Below are 15,545 nucleotides of genomic sequence, written 5' to 3' on the forward strand. Positions count from 1 at the left end.
AAAGAAATGAATAAAAAGATATTTGTTGTCATTGTAACTTTTAATGGTATGAAATGGATAGAAAACTGTTTAAATAGTGTTTTAAGCTGTTCTATACCGGTTGAGATCATTGTTGTTGATAATAATAGCACTGATGGAACCATTGAATTTATAAAGACAAATTTTAAAAGCATACTTTTTTTTGAGCAAAAGCAAAATCTGGGCTTCGGAGCGGCTAATAATATTGGATTAGATGTAGCTTTAGAAAACGGCGGAGAGTATTTCGTTTTACTTAATCAAGATGCGTATTTAGAACATAATACGATACAGTTATTACTTGAACAATTAGAATTAAACACAGATTACGGGGTATTAAGTCCAATTCATTTAAATGGTAAAGGAGACAAGATAGATTTATATTTTCAATTTTACGTATCTCCAAATAATTGTCAAGATTTTTATTCGGATGTTTTTTTACGAAAAAATATAAAAAAAATATATAATGTCAATTTTGTAAATGCGGCAATTTGGGCAGTTTCTAAAAATACTTTACAGAAAGTTGGTGGATTCAATCCTTATTTTTTTCATTATGCTGAAGATAATGACTACGTGAACAGATGTCGTTTCAAAAAATTAAAGATTGGTATTGTACCTGAAGCTATTGCATATCACGATAGAGTATTGAATGATAGAAAGTTTGATTTAAAAACTTTTACTGATATAAATGACTTAAAACTTATGGATCCGGGTAATTATTGGTCAGTTAATAGAATGACTAAATTTACTATACGAAAAATAGTTACATCAACGATAAAATTAAAAAAAAGAGAGTTTTTTTATAATTTCTGCTACTTTAAAAAACTTTTGAAAAATTATAATTTAATAAAGAGTATTYAAGAAAACAGCAAAACTCTTAATTATCCTTTTCTTAATAAACATAACGATTAAAGCATGAATAACCTGCCTAAGCTTTTAGCGGTACTAGTTAATTACGGTGACGAACAACTTGAGTTTCTGAAAAAAGTCGTAAAAGAACTCAAGAGCTTTAAAAAATTTGACGTTACTATTATTGTAAACTCAAATATAGAATTAAACATTATAGGAATTGATGAGGTAAATGTTTTTGTTCTTAATGATTATCAATTATTACCATTGACTTGCAGAAAGGTAATATGGGAGAATAAAGATAAATTTGATTTGTTTGTTTACGGAGAAAATGATCATTTATTTCTGGAAAAACATATTGAAAAGCATATTGAATATTCTAATATTTTACCTAAAAACAGAATTTCAGGATTGATTCAATATGAAGAAAATGGTGAGGGATATCACTATCCGGCTTACCATGCTTCCTTTGATTGGGATTTTAATTCAGTAGAAGAATATAACGGTAAAAAGTTTGCACATTTTTCAAATATCCATCAAGCTTCTTTTATTTTAACAAAAAAGCAATTAAACCTGATTAGTAAAAAAATCAATTTCGAAGAATTATATATAGATCCTGAAAATAAACTGATTAATAAGTTAATTAGAAAAATTAAAATCAGTTTAGGTTTTAAAACGGAGAGATTAAAAATTTATAGCGTAAAATGTAAGGTTAATACTGATATATATAAATATGGAGGCATGAAGAAAATGATTTGTATTTCTGAGTTTGAAGACAATTTAATTCATCATTTGCCAAATTTATATATTGAAGGTAAAAGCGGGAGAAATAAATTGTCTTCGGATTCAAATAGAATGAAAGAAGCCTTAGATAAATTAATGTAAATTTAAAAGTGATTCATGCTTGGAGTAATTATTCCATATTTTAAACTGTCTTTTTTCGAGGAAACATTACAATCTTTAGAAAATCAAACAATTCAACAATTTAAAGTTTATATTGGAGACGATGCAAGCCCAGAGTCGCCGCTTGCTTTATTAGAAAAGTATAAAGGAAAGTTCAATTTTGTTTATCATAAATTTGAGGAAAATTTAGGGTCAATTTCTTTAACAAAGCAATGGGAGCGTTGTATTGAATTATCTAATAACGAAGAATGGCTAATGATTTTAGGCGATGATGATGTAATGAGTCCAAATGCAATAGAAACATTTTATAACAATTTGACCGAAATAGAAGAAGCAAAATCTAATATTGTAAGGTATGCTTCGCAGATTATTGATGAGAATGGAAATCCAGTTTCAGAGATCTACCAGCATCCGAAATTGGAAAACGCTGCAGATTCTTTCTGGAGAAAATACACTTGGAAAACAAGAAGTTCCCTTTCAGAATATATTTTTAGAAGAGAGGTTTATTCGAAGTTTAAATTTGTTAATTATCCACTCGCATGGCATAGTGATGATCTGGCATGGATAAAGTTTTCAAATTTTAAAAATATATACTCGATCAATCTTGCACAGATTTATGTTAGAGAATCGTCATTGAGTATTTCCGGAAAAACAGATAATTTCGAACAGAAAAAAAATGCTTCTTTACAATTTTACACGACACTTTCAGATAAGTACCTTTCTATTTTCAGAAAAGAACAGAGGCTTGTAATCATCGCAATATTAGAAAACGAGTATTTTGAAAAAAAAGAGTTTTCACTATTAATTAAAATAGTGAAATGGCATTTAAAACACAGCGATATATATAATTTGGCCAAATTTTTTAGAAGGATTTACATTAATAGATAGTATTTATTTTATGACCCCACTTGTTTCGATAATAATTCCATGTTATAACCAAGGCCAGTATTTACAGGAGACTTTGCAATCTATATTAGATCAAACATACTCAAATTGGGAGTGTCTTATTATAAATGATGGAAGTATAGATAATACAGATGAAATTGCCCAAAAATGGCTTCAAAAGGATAGCCGATTTAGTTATTATTATCAGGAGAATCGAGGTGTAAGTAGTGCAAGAAATCTTGGACTTAGATTTTTAAAAGGGGAATTTGTACAGTTTTTAGATTCGGATGATGTTTTAGCTATTGATAAAATAGAGATCGCAATAAATGAATTGGCGAAAAAGAGTGTAAAAGAATATGGAATAGTTATTTCAAATTTTGAATTGTTTAGAGAGAATCAAAAAGATGTTTTACCTCCATATTGTAATTTTGAAGAACGATATTTTGATTATGAATCAATTTTGTTTATTTGGAATGAATTATTTACAATACCTCTGCATTGTGGTTTTTTTGATGTAAAATTTTTTGAAGATTTCAAATTTAATGAGTCATTAAATGCATATGAAGATTGGGTTATGTGGGTGTTGTTTTTTAAAAATAATAAAACCGAATGTATTTTTATTGACAAACCATTGGCATTGTATAGGATTAATCCAAACAGTGTAACAATGACAAAAAACATGTTGCCGGATTACATTAAGGCATATGTTTATTTAAAGCAATTTTTATCTGTAGAAGAATACAATAGGTTATCATTAATTTTAATTGAAAGGTTTTCTAAATCAACGAACTTATTTAAATGTAAATTTGAAGATTTAAAAAAAACTAATGTTTATAAATTAGGGTTGCTTTTAAAAAAAGCATCTATCAAAAGTGGTTTTAGAAAGGAGCTGAGAATTCTATTTGTAAAATTGAATCATCTTTACGAAGATAAGTTTAATAAAAGGAAAACGTAATTATTTGATATTTTAATACTATATGCTTGTTTCAATCATAATTCCTGTTCATAAAACACACTCTTTTTTTATAGCTTGTATAAAGAGTGCTTTATCGCAAACACATCAAAATATTGAAATTATAGTAGCCTGCAATGGGAATCTGGAAATAAAAGAATGCCGTCTTTTTTTAGAAATAGAAGATTCAAGATTGATATTTATAAAGACAAGCAGTGGGCGGGATAATGCGAGAAATGAGGCTTTGGCTTTGGCTAAAGGAGATTGGATCCAGTTTTTGGATTATGATGATTACCTTTTTCCAGAAAAAATAGAACTACAGTTGGAAGCATTAAAAAAAAGTCCTAATTGTAAACTTTCTATTTGTCAGTGGAAAAAGTTTTTTACTAAAATTGAAGTCGATTATAATTTTCCTTTCAATACATTATATGATGAACCTTTAGTTACTGCAGAGAGTCTGGTTCAAAAAATGGGAGTAAACGGAGGTTTTATTGCGACAGGCGCATGGTTAGTTTCCAAAGAATTTATTCATGGACTAAAATGGATCGATAGTCCCAACGATGATGCTGTTTTTTTATCTGAAATTTTAAAAAAATCTCCCCAAATTGTGATGATTTCCAGTGTTTTAGTAGGATATAGAATTCACGGTGATAATACAAGTTCTATTAGAACAAAAAGTGAATTTGATAAATTATTAAATAGCTGGACGAAAATATATCACAATTTGAGAGTTCTCAAAGTTTTTGAAATAAACAGGTACTTATACCTAACCTATTTAAATTTGATTTACTATTCAAAAGAACTCAAAGGATATCGAATTGGAATAATAATTTTTAATGTTTTCTATTTCGGTTTTAAATCTAAAATTGGCTTTTCAATTTTTAGAGACATTAAAAAAGAAATACTTAGATAATTAATTTTGATGCTTAATAAAAAGAAAATATTAATTATTGGACCAATTGGTGATTTTGGAGGAAGAGAACTAGAAACTGCATATATTGCAAATGTTCTTTCTTCAAAATATGATGTAGCTGCATGCACCACAGGAAACTTGTCTTCTAAGTCCCAAGTTTTTGATTTTAATAAAAAGCTTAGCGTTTTTTCTTTGAAAGAATTATTATGCCAGAAGTATTTTGGGATAAAATTATTAGCTTATTTAAGTTATTACAAAAATAAAAAGAAAGGCTCTGTTGAAGCATTCGCAAATAATAAATTTGCTAAAAAACATTTGAATTATGAAAATCGTATAAAGGTGATTCTGGATCAGATATTGTCAAATTATGATATGATTTTGATTGTAGCGCAACTTTCATCTGCATACATAGAAGAAATTATTAAAAAAAGCCAATTTCAGAATAAAAAAATTATATTTAGAACAACAGGTTGTATCCAGGACAATCAAGACTTTTCTTTTCTTAATAAGGTGCATCTATTTTTACATCATTCTGAAAATAATGCAAAGCGATTTAAGATCACAAAGCACAATTATAAAATTATTGATCAATGCGCTTTTAATGAAACAGAATTATTAGAAATTCCCACACTTAAAAATAAAGTAAAAGTTTTTTTGACAATTGCCCGTATAGAAAAGGAAAAAAATATTGATGTCGTTATAAAAGCATTTTTGAAGAGTTTTAACAATAAAAATCAGTTAATAATTGTAGGTGATGGGACTGAATTGAGTAATTTGAAGGAGATGTCACAAAATAATAATAACATACAATTTACAGGATTTGTTTCTAATAAAAAAGTTTTAGATTTTTTTAAAATATCTGATTGTCTCATAATCTCTCATTACGATTTAGAAACAGGACCTTTGACCGGAGTTGAAGCAATGGCATCAGGAAGATTAATACTATCTGCTAAGACTGGTGCAATGCAAGAGAGACTGCTAGATTATGATTTTTTCTTCGATAATACTTTGGAAAGTCTGACAGAACAAATGAACAAGATTAGTAGTTTAGAAAATATGGAGGTTTCGAATTTATCACAAAATATTAGAGAAAAATATGAAAATGAACTTAGCAATAAAATAATATCAAAAAAATATATAGAGGCAATCGACGCCGTTTTTAAGATATGCGAGTAGGTTTTAATCCACATAAAGATAAAGTTCAGGAGACATCAGATTATTTTCATCAGATCATTATTCCTGTTTATATACCTAATCAGGACGACTATTTTAAAGATGGTTTTGAGATTTTAAAACTATGTCTGAATTCACTTTTTGCTACAATTCATGATAAAACGTTTATTACAATCGTAAACAATGGCAGCTGTGATTTGATAAAGAATTATTTGAACGATTTATATGCAGAAAATAAAATTCAGGAGATAATTCATACCGTTAACATTGGAAAACTAAATGCTATTTTGAAAGGTATTTCAGGGAATAAATTTTCTCTAATTACTATTTCAGATTCAGATGTGCTTTTTTTAGATAATTGGCAAAAAGCAACTTATGATGTTTTTGAAAATTTCCCTAAAACAGGTGCTGTATGTCCTACACCATCTTCAAGATCTTTAAGGTCTAATACGGCAAATATATATTGGGATTTGTTTTTTTCTAAAAAATTAAAATTCACAACTGTTGAAAATCCTGAAGCATTAAAAAAATTTGCACATAGTGCCGGCAATATTGATTTTTACAATTCGGTACAATTAAAAAAATACCTCACAATAACACATAAAGATAAAAAAGCAGTTGTTGGAGCAGGACATTTTGTTACAACTTACAGAGCTTCTGTTTTTGATAATTTGCAAAAGCGATATACAAATTACAAACTTGGAGGGAATAGTGAATCTGAATTTTTGGATATTCCGGTTGTAAAAAATGGTTTTTGGAGATTATCCACTTCCAACAATTATGCTTATCATATGGGGAATGTTATAGAAGACTGGATGTTTGATTTAGTCTTTAAAACACATGATAATCATAAAGAATATACTAACGATTTAAAAGTGATTAAATCAGGTTCTTCTTTTTCCTATTTTATTAAAAGCAGACTTTTTGCCAAGTTTATATTGAATAAAAAAATCATGAAATACTTTATAATCAGGAAAGGGCTTTCAAGAGAAGAGGCAGATACTTATTTATAAATTGAAGGAGAAAATGGAGAATAAAATTAAGATTGCCTATCTTATAACCGCTTATCACGATTATGATCATCTCAAAAAGTTAATTTTAGCACTTACTGATCGTCATGTTTTTTTCTATATACACATTGATAAGAGTTCTTTAATGCCTGCTAATTTGGATGATTTTAATAACATTCAGTTTATTAAAAGGCATAAAGTTTGGTGGGCAGGCTGGTCCCATCAAAAAGCCATACTTAACTTAATGTCAGAAGCTATTAAAAAGAACCATGATTATTATGCTTTAATAAGCGGAAGTGATTATCCCATTAAAAAGAATAATTTTTTATATTCAAAATTAAACGAAGGCGGCGAATTTATTAGTATAAAAGAAGGTTTTCCTTCTGAAATGAAAAAAGGCTGGGTCACTAAATTTTATTTTGATTTGTTTTATAGAAGAAAGCCAAATAAACCAATTTGGATAAAAATTCTTTTAAAATTAGAAAAGAAGATAAGCTTATATTTTCCAAAAAAGAATTTCCCGTTTCAAAAAGTTTTTTTTGGACCAACTTGGTGGATTCTAAGTCATTCAACCGTTGATTATATATTAGAATTTTTAGATTCTCATCCGGAATATGAAAGTTTTTTTAAGCATTCGTATTGTTCCGAAGAGATTTTGATACCAACCATAATCGGAAATTCTGATATTGGCAATTTAAAAGGAAATTTAACATACGTAGACTGGTCGGTTCATCCAGGTCCGGCTTATATCTCTGAAAAGCACCTTAATGTATTTGAAAGCAATTTTGTACCCAATGAAATAGGAGACAATCAAGCTTTTTTTGCCCGAAAATTTAGAAATGATAGTCAGGAACTTTTACAGCAAATCGACACCAATTTAAGAGCTTAATTTTTATGCTAACTATACTTTATCCTTATCGCAATAGAGAAACAGAACGTGTTAAACGTTCTTTAGATTCGTTAATGGAGCAAACCAATCCTGATTTTAAGGTGATTTTTGTAGATTACGGTTCTAACATTTCTTCGGCATCTGAGATTAAAAAGCTTGTTTCATCTTATCCATTTGCAAGATATATTTATAATTTTTCTGAACTTCAGCCTTGGTCAAGAGCCAAAGCTATTAATATTGGATTAAGAAATGTTACAACAGATTATGTTTTTACGGCAGATGTTGATATGATTTTCAGTCTCAATTTTATTGCAAAGTTGCAAGAGTTGAAAAATCCATTAAAAGCTTATTATTTTAAAGTTGGCTTTTTGAATGAGAAAGAATCTCGGACTATAAAACCATTTGATAATTATACTATCGACTCTAGCAGCGGAGTTGGCGCTCAGGGATTATCGCTATTTTCTATTGAAGAGATTAGCAAAATTAATGGTTATGATGAGTTTTTGCATTTTTGGGGAGCCGAAGATATTGATATTCACAATCGATTAGACAGAATAGATGTAGAAAGTGTTTTCTATAATACCGAAATTTTAATGCTTCATCAATGGCATAAAAGTTATCGCAGAGAAGAAACCGATATTCTTGCAAAAGATTTACAACTAACAAATGTGGTTCAAATAAACCATAAGCATTTGTTATTCAACAATGAAAATGGAAAAGCAGCCGTAAATAATGAAGATTGGGGAAATGGATTTTCAGCATCCGATTTTCAAGAATTAAAACAAGATCAAACGCAAAAAATATTGCTTAATAAAGTAGATGTTATAACTCATTTTTTATTTTATGAATTGCCAAATTTCAAAAACGGAATTATCAATGTTTGTTTTGTAAAAGATGATTTTCAAGAATCGTTAAAATATAAAATAAAGAAATTACTGGGGAAAAAAGTTCCCAAATACTATTCACTAAAAGAAATTAATGACATGATTTTACTTCATATAATTTCGTTCTATCATACTTCTCCTTACTCTTATGAAGTCAGTGATGATCTAAAAAAAATTACTTTTAAAATAAAAAAATAAGAAAGATTTAAATTTTATTATTTTTACGCAAATCCTCATAAAATGCCTCAAGTAATTCTGATTTCACAAGTTCCTTTGCCCTATTCCAAAATTGGAAGCTGGACAACTTTATATCATAATTATTTAAGTAATAATCATAAAGTTGATTACATTATTTGTGAGCAGCCAGAGCAATTATATCCTGAAATTCAATATCAATTTGTTGGTAATACTTTTGAATTAAAAATTAAAAAGAAAATTTCCGGAAATTCATATTTGGGTTATTTTAAAGCTTTGGAGAAAATTCTAAAAAAAGAAGATAAATTCATTATTCAAATCATAGATAATTTTGGAATTGTAAAACCACTTCTTGAATTTTTGGAAAAGAAAGGAAAGAGAAAGCAATGTTTTCTTCAGTTCTTTTATCATGGATTTCCACCTTTTTATGAAAATTTTACCGGAAGATGGTTTTTCGAAAATATTGATGAAATGGTTTTATTGACTAATCATTCTTATAAAGTACATAAAGAGTATTATACTATTTTACCAACAAAATTTTCGGTATTGCATAACGGAATTGATACTTCAAAATTTCACAAAATAGCAACTGAAGAAAAGACACTATTAAAAAGCAAGTTGAATATTACCGGTAAAAAAGTATTTGTCTGGTGTTCACAAGACCGTCCAAAAAAAGGATTAGAACTTATTTTGGATGCTTGGAAAAGAATATATACTCAAGACAAAGATATTAGTTTACTAATAATTGGAGCTAATCGGGATGTAAAAATCGATGGAGTTTCTTTTTTAGGAAAGATTCCTAATGATGATTTACCTCAATATTATCAAATTGCCGATTGTTATTTGTTTTCTACACTTTGTCACGAAGGTTTCGGAATGAGTTTAATTGAAGCTCTACATTGTGGTTGCTATTGTATCGCTTCTGCAAATGGTGGAGTTCCTGAAGTTTTGCAATACGGGAAACTCGGAAAATTAATTGACAGACCAAACTTTATTGAAGATTGGACAGAAGCCATAGAAGAATTTTTGCAACAGGATGAAAATAATAATTTTACTATTCCTGAAAATTTATATTCCATGCAAAATTGGAACAAGACGATGAATACAATAATCGAAAATGCTAAAAATAGTTTGAGCTAATGAAAACAATTGCTATAATTCCGGCACGTGGAGGCTCAAAACGCATTCCTGAAAAAAACATTCAGATTTTTGATGGACTACCTTTATTAGCGCATTCTATTATCTATGCCCAAAAGAATAAAACATTTATAGACGAGATTTATGTCTCAACAGATAATGTTGAGATAAAAAAAATCGCATTGCAATTTGGCGCTAAAGTTATTGACAGGCCAGCATCAATTTCAGGAGATTTAGAACCTACTGTTTCAGCACTTAAACATGTTCTGGAAGCTATTGATAGCAGTGATGTCGAAAATGTAGTTTTATTACAAGCCACTAATCCTTTGCGACCGGAGAATTTGTTGAGTGAAGCTTTTGAGATTTATAATAGTGGAAGTTATGATAGCTTGTTTACTGTTTCAAGGAATCATCAGAAATTTGGAAAAATAATAGAAGGTAAATATCAACCTTTCAATTATACAATAGGACAAAGAAGTCAGGATTTAGAACCACTTTATTTTGAAAATGGATTATTATATATTACAAAAGCGCACTTGATTATGAGCGCGATTGTAATTTCAGAAAATGCTTTTCCCCTAGAAGTAGAGCATGCTTTTGCTAAAGTTGATATCGATACATTTGAAGATTTAGATTACGCAAAATTTATAAGCGCTGCTCGAAATGACAAAAAATAATATTTATTTCCCTAATCTTAATGGTGTTCGGTGCATTGCTGCTTTAATGGTAATAATAAGTCATCTGGAATTAAACAAAAGTTACTTTAATTTAGAGAATCACTTTCATGAAGTAAAACATTTAGGAAGATTGGGTGTGTCTTTATTTTTCGTTTTAAGCGGTTTCCTGATTACCTATTTATTAATAAAGGAAAAAGAAGTAAATGGAAGAATTAAAATATCTTTTTTTTATTGGCGAAGAGTACTTAGAATTTGGCCTCTGTACTATTTTATAGTTTTACTCTCTTTATTTGTTCTTCCAAAAATAAGTCTTTTCCACATTCCAAATCTTCATTTAGATTTTGATACTAATTCTCAGTTTTTTTTAGTTTGTGTTTTATTTATTTGTTTTTTATCAAATCTGTTAATCAGTATTAAATTAGTGCCTTTCGCTACACAAACCTGGTCAATAGGTACAGAAGAACAGTTTTATTTTGTTTGGCCGCTCCTGATAAATAAAATTTCAAATCTCAAAAAATGGTTCTTATCTATAATAGTGTTTTATAATGTTTTATTGTTTTTATTATCTTTTTCATTTTTAGACGGAATAAAATATATTACTATAATTCGGGATTATAGCGCTTCAGTTCAATTAGATTCTTTAACAATTGGAGCATTAGGAGCCTATTATTTTCATAAGAATGATCATGTCATAAAAAGGATTGCAAACGATGTGAGTTTTGTTTTTTCCATTTTAGTTTTAATCCTGGCACTACTGTATAATTTTCAAGTGCCCCATTTTAATTCTTCATTTTATGCATTTTTGTTCATAACAATAATTCTTAATTTAGTTTACAACAAAAGACTTTTAAAAGTATTAGAATTTAAACCTTTTACCTATTTAGGCAAAATTTCATACGGACTATATATGTATCATCAGATTGTGATTGTACTGTGTATAAACATTCTATTGAAATTTAATTTTGAAAACACAATCCCATTATATATTCTTTCAATAGTTAGTACGATATTAGTTGCGGGATTATCTTATGAGTTTTTAGAAAAACCCTTTCTTAAGATGAAGCATAAATGGTCCATTTTTAATACTAGTACAAATCCAAAAACAGTTAATAATATAAGCATATAATTTTTATGAATCCATATATTGAAATAGCAGGCCGAAAAATAGGATTAGATTATCCGCCATTAGTAATTGCAGAGATCGGAATTAACCATGAAGGATCTCTTAAAGTAGCTAAGGAAATGGTTGATGCAGCCCAAAGAGCAGGTGTTGAGGTAGTAAAACATCAGACACATATTGTAGAGGACGAAATGAGTGGAGCTGCAAAAAAAGTAATCCCAGGAAATGCAGATGTTTCTATTTACGAAATTATGGAGCGTTGTTCTTTAAATGAAGCTGATGAATTTGAACTTAAAAATTATGTAGAAAGTAAAGGCATGATTTTTATTTCGACACCATTTTCTCGTGCAGGAGCAGAAAGACTTAAGAAATTTGATATTCCTGCTTATAAAATTGGTTCAGGCGAATGTAATAATTATCCCTTGCTGGAACATATTGCTTCTTTTGGAAAGCCAGTTATTTTAAGTACCGGAATGAATACCATAGAAAGTGTTCAGAAAGCAGTGGCAATTTTTGATAAACATAAAGTGCCGGTTGCCTTATTACATACCACTAATTTATATCCAACACCAATTCATTTAGTAAGATTTGGTGCTATGATCCAATTGCACGAAGCATTTCCGGATAAGGTTTTTGGACTAAGCGATCATACTTTAAATAATAATGCCTGTTTAGGAGCAGTTGCTTTAGGAGCAAGCATTTTAGAACGTCATTTTACAGATCATATGCAGCGAACAGGTCCGGATATTGTATGCAGTATGGATGAGAAAGCTTGTCAGGATTTAATTATTGGTTCTTCCGAAATTACTCAAATGCGCGGAGGATCTAAGGGACCAGCTAAGGAAGAGCAAGTTACAATAGATTTTGCTTTTGCTACAGTTTGTACAATTACTACAATTAAAAAAGGAGATAATTTTACAAAAGAAAACATATGGGTAAAGCGTCCGGGAACAGGCGAAATATTAGCGGAACATTTTAATGATTTAATAGGCAAAACCGCCACACGAAATATTGAGAATGACGAACAATTAATTTGGGAGGATATTCAATAAAAATAATAATGAAAAAAATCCTTTTTTTAACCGGGACCCGTGCTGATTTTGGAAAAATTAAATCATTGATTTCAATTCTTGAAAAGCAAGAAGAATTTGAAGTTTTTGTATTTGTAACAGGCATGCATTTGCAAGAGGAATACGGTTATACTTTGATCGAAATTGAGCGTTGTAATTTTAAAAACATTCATGTATTCGAAAATTACACACACGAAACTACGATGGATTTAACCCTAGCAAAAACTATTGAGGGTTTGTCAGGTTATTGCAAAAACATTAATCCCGACATGATTGTGGTTCATGGCGATCGCGTTGAAACACTTGCCGGCGCAATCGTTGGTTCACTTAATAATATTCTCGTTACACATATCGAAGGAGGTGAGATATCAGGAACTGTAGATGAATTAATCAGACATAGCGTGAGTAAATTAAGTCATATTCATTTTACCTCAAATGCCGAAGCTAAGAAAAGACTTTTGCAAATGGGCGAAATTCCGGAATCGGTTTTTGAAATTGGTTCGCCGGATATTGACATCATGTTTTCAGATCAATTGCCGCAACTTGACGTTGTTAAAGACTATTATCAAATTGATTTTGATCAATATGCTATTGTCATGTTTCATCCGGTTACAACCGAGTTTAAGCATATGCAAAAATATGCAGACGATTTTGTAAGTTCATTACTTAATGATAATCATAATTATGTTGTTATTTTTCCAAACAATGATTTAGGAAGCCAGTTTATTATTGATGCTTATAATAGAATAAAAGATAATTCAAGATTTAGGATTTTTCCATCATTGCGATTTGAATATTTTCTTACATTATTAAAAAACAGTCAATTTATAATTGGTAATAGCAGTGCCGGAATTCGCGAAGCTCCTTATTATGGAATTCCAATTATAAATATTGGTACCAGACAAAACAACCGTTCAGTTCATGCAGATATTGTAAATGTAGACTATACTTTTGACAGTATTAAAGAAGCATTGTCGATAATTGATACGCATCATGTTCAGATTTCAGATGCAGAATATGGAGATGGAAATAGTACACAATTATTTCTGGAATCACTTTTAAAAAACGATCTTTGGCAACTTAATCACCAAAAACAATTCAGAGACAGTTAGATGTTAACAGTAAGTAATTACCATTATATCAGAAATAATTTTGACACTAAATATCCAAGTATATTTGGTGTAACTCCATTAAAATTTAAAGAGCAATTATTGTTGCTTCAAAATGAAGGAGATATTATTAAACCAAAAGAACTGCTAAACGATATAAATGGAGTACTGCAATCTCCTGAAAATAAGTTTTTAATTACTTTTGATGATGGGTTAAAAGAGCAGTTTGATTTTGCAATTCCTATTTTAGATGAACTTGATATTCAGGCAATATTTTTTGTTAATTCGATGAATCATCAGGAAAAAAAAGTGAGTACAGTTCATAAAATTCATCTTTTAAGATCGATTATTTCTACCGCTGAGTTTTTAGAAAAAATTCATAAAGTTGAAGGTTTTAGTTTTTCCAATTCAGAAAAAGATAAAGCTGAGGCAACTTATATTTACGATGACAAAAATAGCGCAGTTCTAAAATATATTCTGAATTTTAAATTGACCTTCATTCAACAAGAAGAGATTGTTAAAGAATTGTTTGAGATCTATTTTAATGAAGATGAGGTTTTAGATTCATTATATATGTCAGAATATCATATTAAAGAACTGGCAAAAATTAATTGTCTTGGAAGCCATACACATAGCCATTGTCCGTTAGGCTTGCAAACTTCCGATGTTATTAAATTTGAATTAGAAAATTCAAAAACGTTTTTGGAAAAATTAACCAATTCAAAAATCGAAATGGTATCATATCCATACGGAACTCCCGAAACTTGTACAAATGAGGTTGCTGACTTTGCAAAAGAAGAAGGATATAAACTAGGATTTACAACAAAAAGAGGAAAAAATACTTTTACAGAAAATCAATTACTATTAAATAGATTTGACTGTAATGACCTTCCCGGAGGTAAAAATTATAGATAGAATAATATTATGATAACTAGAGAAGCTACAATTGAAGATTGGGATATCTTATTAACTTTTTTTAAAATTATATATAGAGAAGATCATCCTCTTCATCAAAAAGAGTTTTGGGTTTGGCAATTTGGAGATGAGAAATGCGGACGCTCTTTTATTTGTTTAAATGACAAAGGTGAAGTAGTTGGACATGTTGGAGCTAATTTTGGAGGAGATTTAGCATGGATTATAAATGTATATCTAAACGAAGAATGCCGTGGAAAAGGTATTTTAGGCAAATTATATGAACTGGCAAGACAATATTATCCTTTAGCTGCTACCGCAGCAAATGCAGCCGGGTTAGGATTGTATAGAAATATGCGTTGGGTTCGTTACTATGATTTAGTTAGATACGTAAAAATAAATCCCAACTGCGAAGTAAAAACAATTGATACCGTTTGTAAAGATATTACAGTTGATATTGACCATCTAATACAAAAAGGAACACATTATTTTCAGCAGCCATCCTTAAAAGGAATTATTCTTAGCGATGGTTCAACAGCAGTTAGTCAGGAAAATGTTGGTGGATTAAGAGTTGTAGATATTAATAATCTTCAGAAATTAGAAGAAGAAGCTTGGTCATTAGGCTATTTGTGGATCGATTATATCACATCCTGGAATGATTTAAAAATTAAAGATTTAGAGAAAAACAATTGGGTTTTAGATCATGAAAGTGTAGTGCCTTGGAGACTGAATCCTATTGAGGAAAATTATTTCTGTGATATCACTTTTCTTTCAGAATTTCCTTTAGATAATGAATTCATAGTACATAGATCCTATTCTGACCACGGCCGAATAGGAAGTTTAAAGTAAAAA

At 29.4% G+C, this 15,545-nt stretch carries 16 protein-coding genes; all 16 read left to right on the top strand.

The window, feature by feature from the left end:
- Window positions 1-6: 6 nt before the first annotated feature.
- From EAH81_RS12270 to EAH81_RS12345, 16 genes are read left to right on the top strand one after another with little or no spacing between them, the layout of a single operon-like run.
- A complete protein-coding gene (locus tag EAH81_RS12270) occupies window positions 7-927 on the top strand; it encodes a glycosyltransferase family 2 protein (RefSeq protein WP_140507383.1) in 921 nt (306 codons plus the stop codon).
- Between the two features lie 3 nt (window positions 928-930).
- The gene (locus tag EAH81_RS12275) at window positions 931-1,749 is read left to right on the top strand and encodes a hypothetical protein (RefSeq protein WP_140507385.1); all 819 of its coding nucleotides are present in this window, start codon (window positions 931-933) and stop codon (window positions 1,747-1,749) included.
- 15 nt (window positions 1,750-1,764) lie between these two features.
- Window positions 1,765-2,655, top strand: a complete 891-nt coding sequence (locus EAH81_RS12280) for a glycosyltransferase family 2 protein (protein ID WP_140507387.1) — start codon at window positions 1,765-1,767, stop codon at window positions 2,653-2,655.
- 10 nt (window positions 2,656-2,665) lie between these two features.
- Complete coding sequence (locus tag EAH81_RS12285) at window positions 2,666-3,607, top strand: glycosyltransferase family 2 protein (RefSeq protein ID WP_140507389.1); 942 nt, start codon at window positions 2,666-2,668, stop codon at window positions 3,605-3,607.
- Window positions 3,608-3,629: 22 nt separating this feature from the next.
- The gene (locus EAH81_RS12290; RefSeq protein WP_140507391.1) at window positions 3,630-4,517 is read left to right on the top strand and encodes a glycosyltransferase family 2 protein; all 888 of its coding nucleotides are present in this window, start codon (window positions 3,630-3,632) and stop codon (window positions 4,515-4,517) included.
- A 9-nt stretch (window positions 4,518-4,526) separates the two neighbouring features.
- The gene (locus EAH81_RS12295; RefSeq protein ID WP_140507393.1) at window positions 4,527-5,693 is read left to right on the top strand and encodes a glycosyltransferase; all 1,167 of its coding nucleotides are present in this window, start codon (window positions 4,527-4,529) and stop codon (window positions 5,691-5,693) included.
- Complete coding sequence (locus EAH81_RS12300) at window positions 5,684-6,703, top strand: glycosyltransferase family A protein (RefSeq protein ID WP_140507395.1); 1,020 nt, start codon at window positions 5,684-5,686, stop codon at window positions 6,701-6,703. Before EAH81_RS12295 ends, EAH81_RS12300 begins: the two co-directional genes overlap by 10 nt.
- 13 nt (window positions 6,704-6,716) lie before the next feature.
- Complete coding sequence (locus EAH81_RS12305) at window positions 6,717-7,589, top strand: beta-1,6-N-acetylglucosaminyltransferase (protein ID WP_140507397.1); 873 nt, start codon at window positions 6,717-6,719, stop codon at window positions 7,587-7,589.
- A 5-nt stretch (window positions 7,590-7,594) separates the two neighbouring features.
- Window positions 7,595-8,671: a glycosyltransferase family 2 protein gene (locus tag EAH81_RS12310; RefSeq protein WP_140507399.1), complete on the top strand. Its 1,077-nt coding sequence runs from the start codon at window positions 7,595-7,597 to the stop codon at window positions 8,669-8,671.
- A 42-nt stretch (window positions 8,672-8,713) separates the two neighbouring features.
- Complete coding sequence (locus EAH81_RS12315; protein WP_140507401.1) at window positions 8,714-9,808, top strand: glycosyltransferase family 4 protein; 1,095 nt, start codon at window positions 8,714-8,716, stop codon at window positions 9,806-9,808.
- On the top strand, window positions 9,808-10,482 hold the full coding sequence (locus tag EAH81_RS12320) for a cytidylyltransferase domain-containing protein (protein ID WP_140507403.1): 675 nt from the start codon (window positions 9,808-9,810) through the stop codon (window positions 10,480-10,482). The genes EAH81_RS12315 and EAH81_RS12320 overlap by 1 nt, the downstream gene beginning before the upstream one ends.
- On the top strand, window positions 10,469-11,608 hold the full coding sequence (locus tag EAH81_RS12325; RefSeq protein WP_140507405.1) for an acyltransferase family protein: 1,140 nt from the start codon (window positions 10,469-10,471) through the stop codon (window positions 11,606-11,608). Before EAH81_RS12320 ends, EAH81_RS12325 begins: the two co-directional genes overlap by 14 nt.
- 5 nt (window positions 11,609-11,613) lie before the next feature.
- Window positions 11,614-12,654: an N-acetylneuraminate synthase gene (gene neuB / locus EAH81_RS12330; protein WP_140507407.1), complete on the top strand. Its 1,041-nt coding sequence runs from the start codon at window positions 11,614-11,616 to the stop codon at window positions 12,652-12,654.
- 8 nt (window positions 12,655-12,662) lie between these two features.
- Window positions 12,663-13,784 carry a UDP-N-acetylglucosamine 2-epimerase gene (neuC, locus tag EAH81_RS12335; protein ID WP_140507409.1) on the top strand — a complete coding sequence of 374 codons (1,122 nt, stop codon included), beginning with the start codon at window positions 12,663-12,665 and terminating at the stop codon, window positions 13,782-13,784.
- Window positions 13,785-14,696, top strand: coding sequence for a polysaccharide deacetylase family protein (locus tag EAH81_RS12340; protein WP_140507411.1), 912 nt, complete (start codon window positions 13,785-13,787; stop codon window positions 14,694-14,696). It begins immediately after the preceding gene.
- A gap of 9 nt (window positions 14,697-14,705) precedes the next feature.
- On the top strand, window positions 14,706-15,542 hold the full coding sequence (locus EAH81_RS12345) for a GNAT family N-acetyltransferase (protein ID WP_140507413.1): 837 nt from the start codon (window positions 14,706-14,708) through the stop codon (window positions 15,540-15,542).
- The last annotated feature ends 3 nt before the right edge of the window (window positions 15,543-15,545 follow it).

The sequence above is a fragment of the Flavobacterium pectinovorum genome (assembly GCF_006438875.1).
GTDB lineage: Bacteria > Bacteroidota > Bacteroidia > Flavobacteriales > Flavobacteriaceae > Flavobacterium > Flavobacterium pectinovorum_A.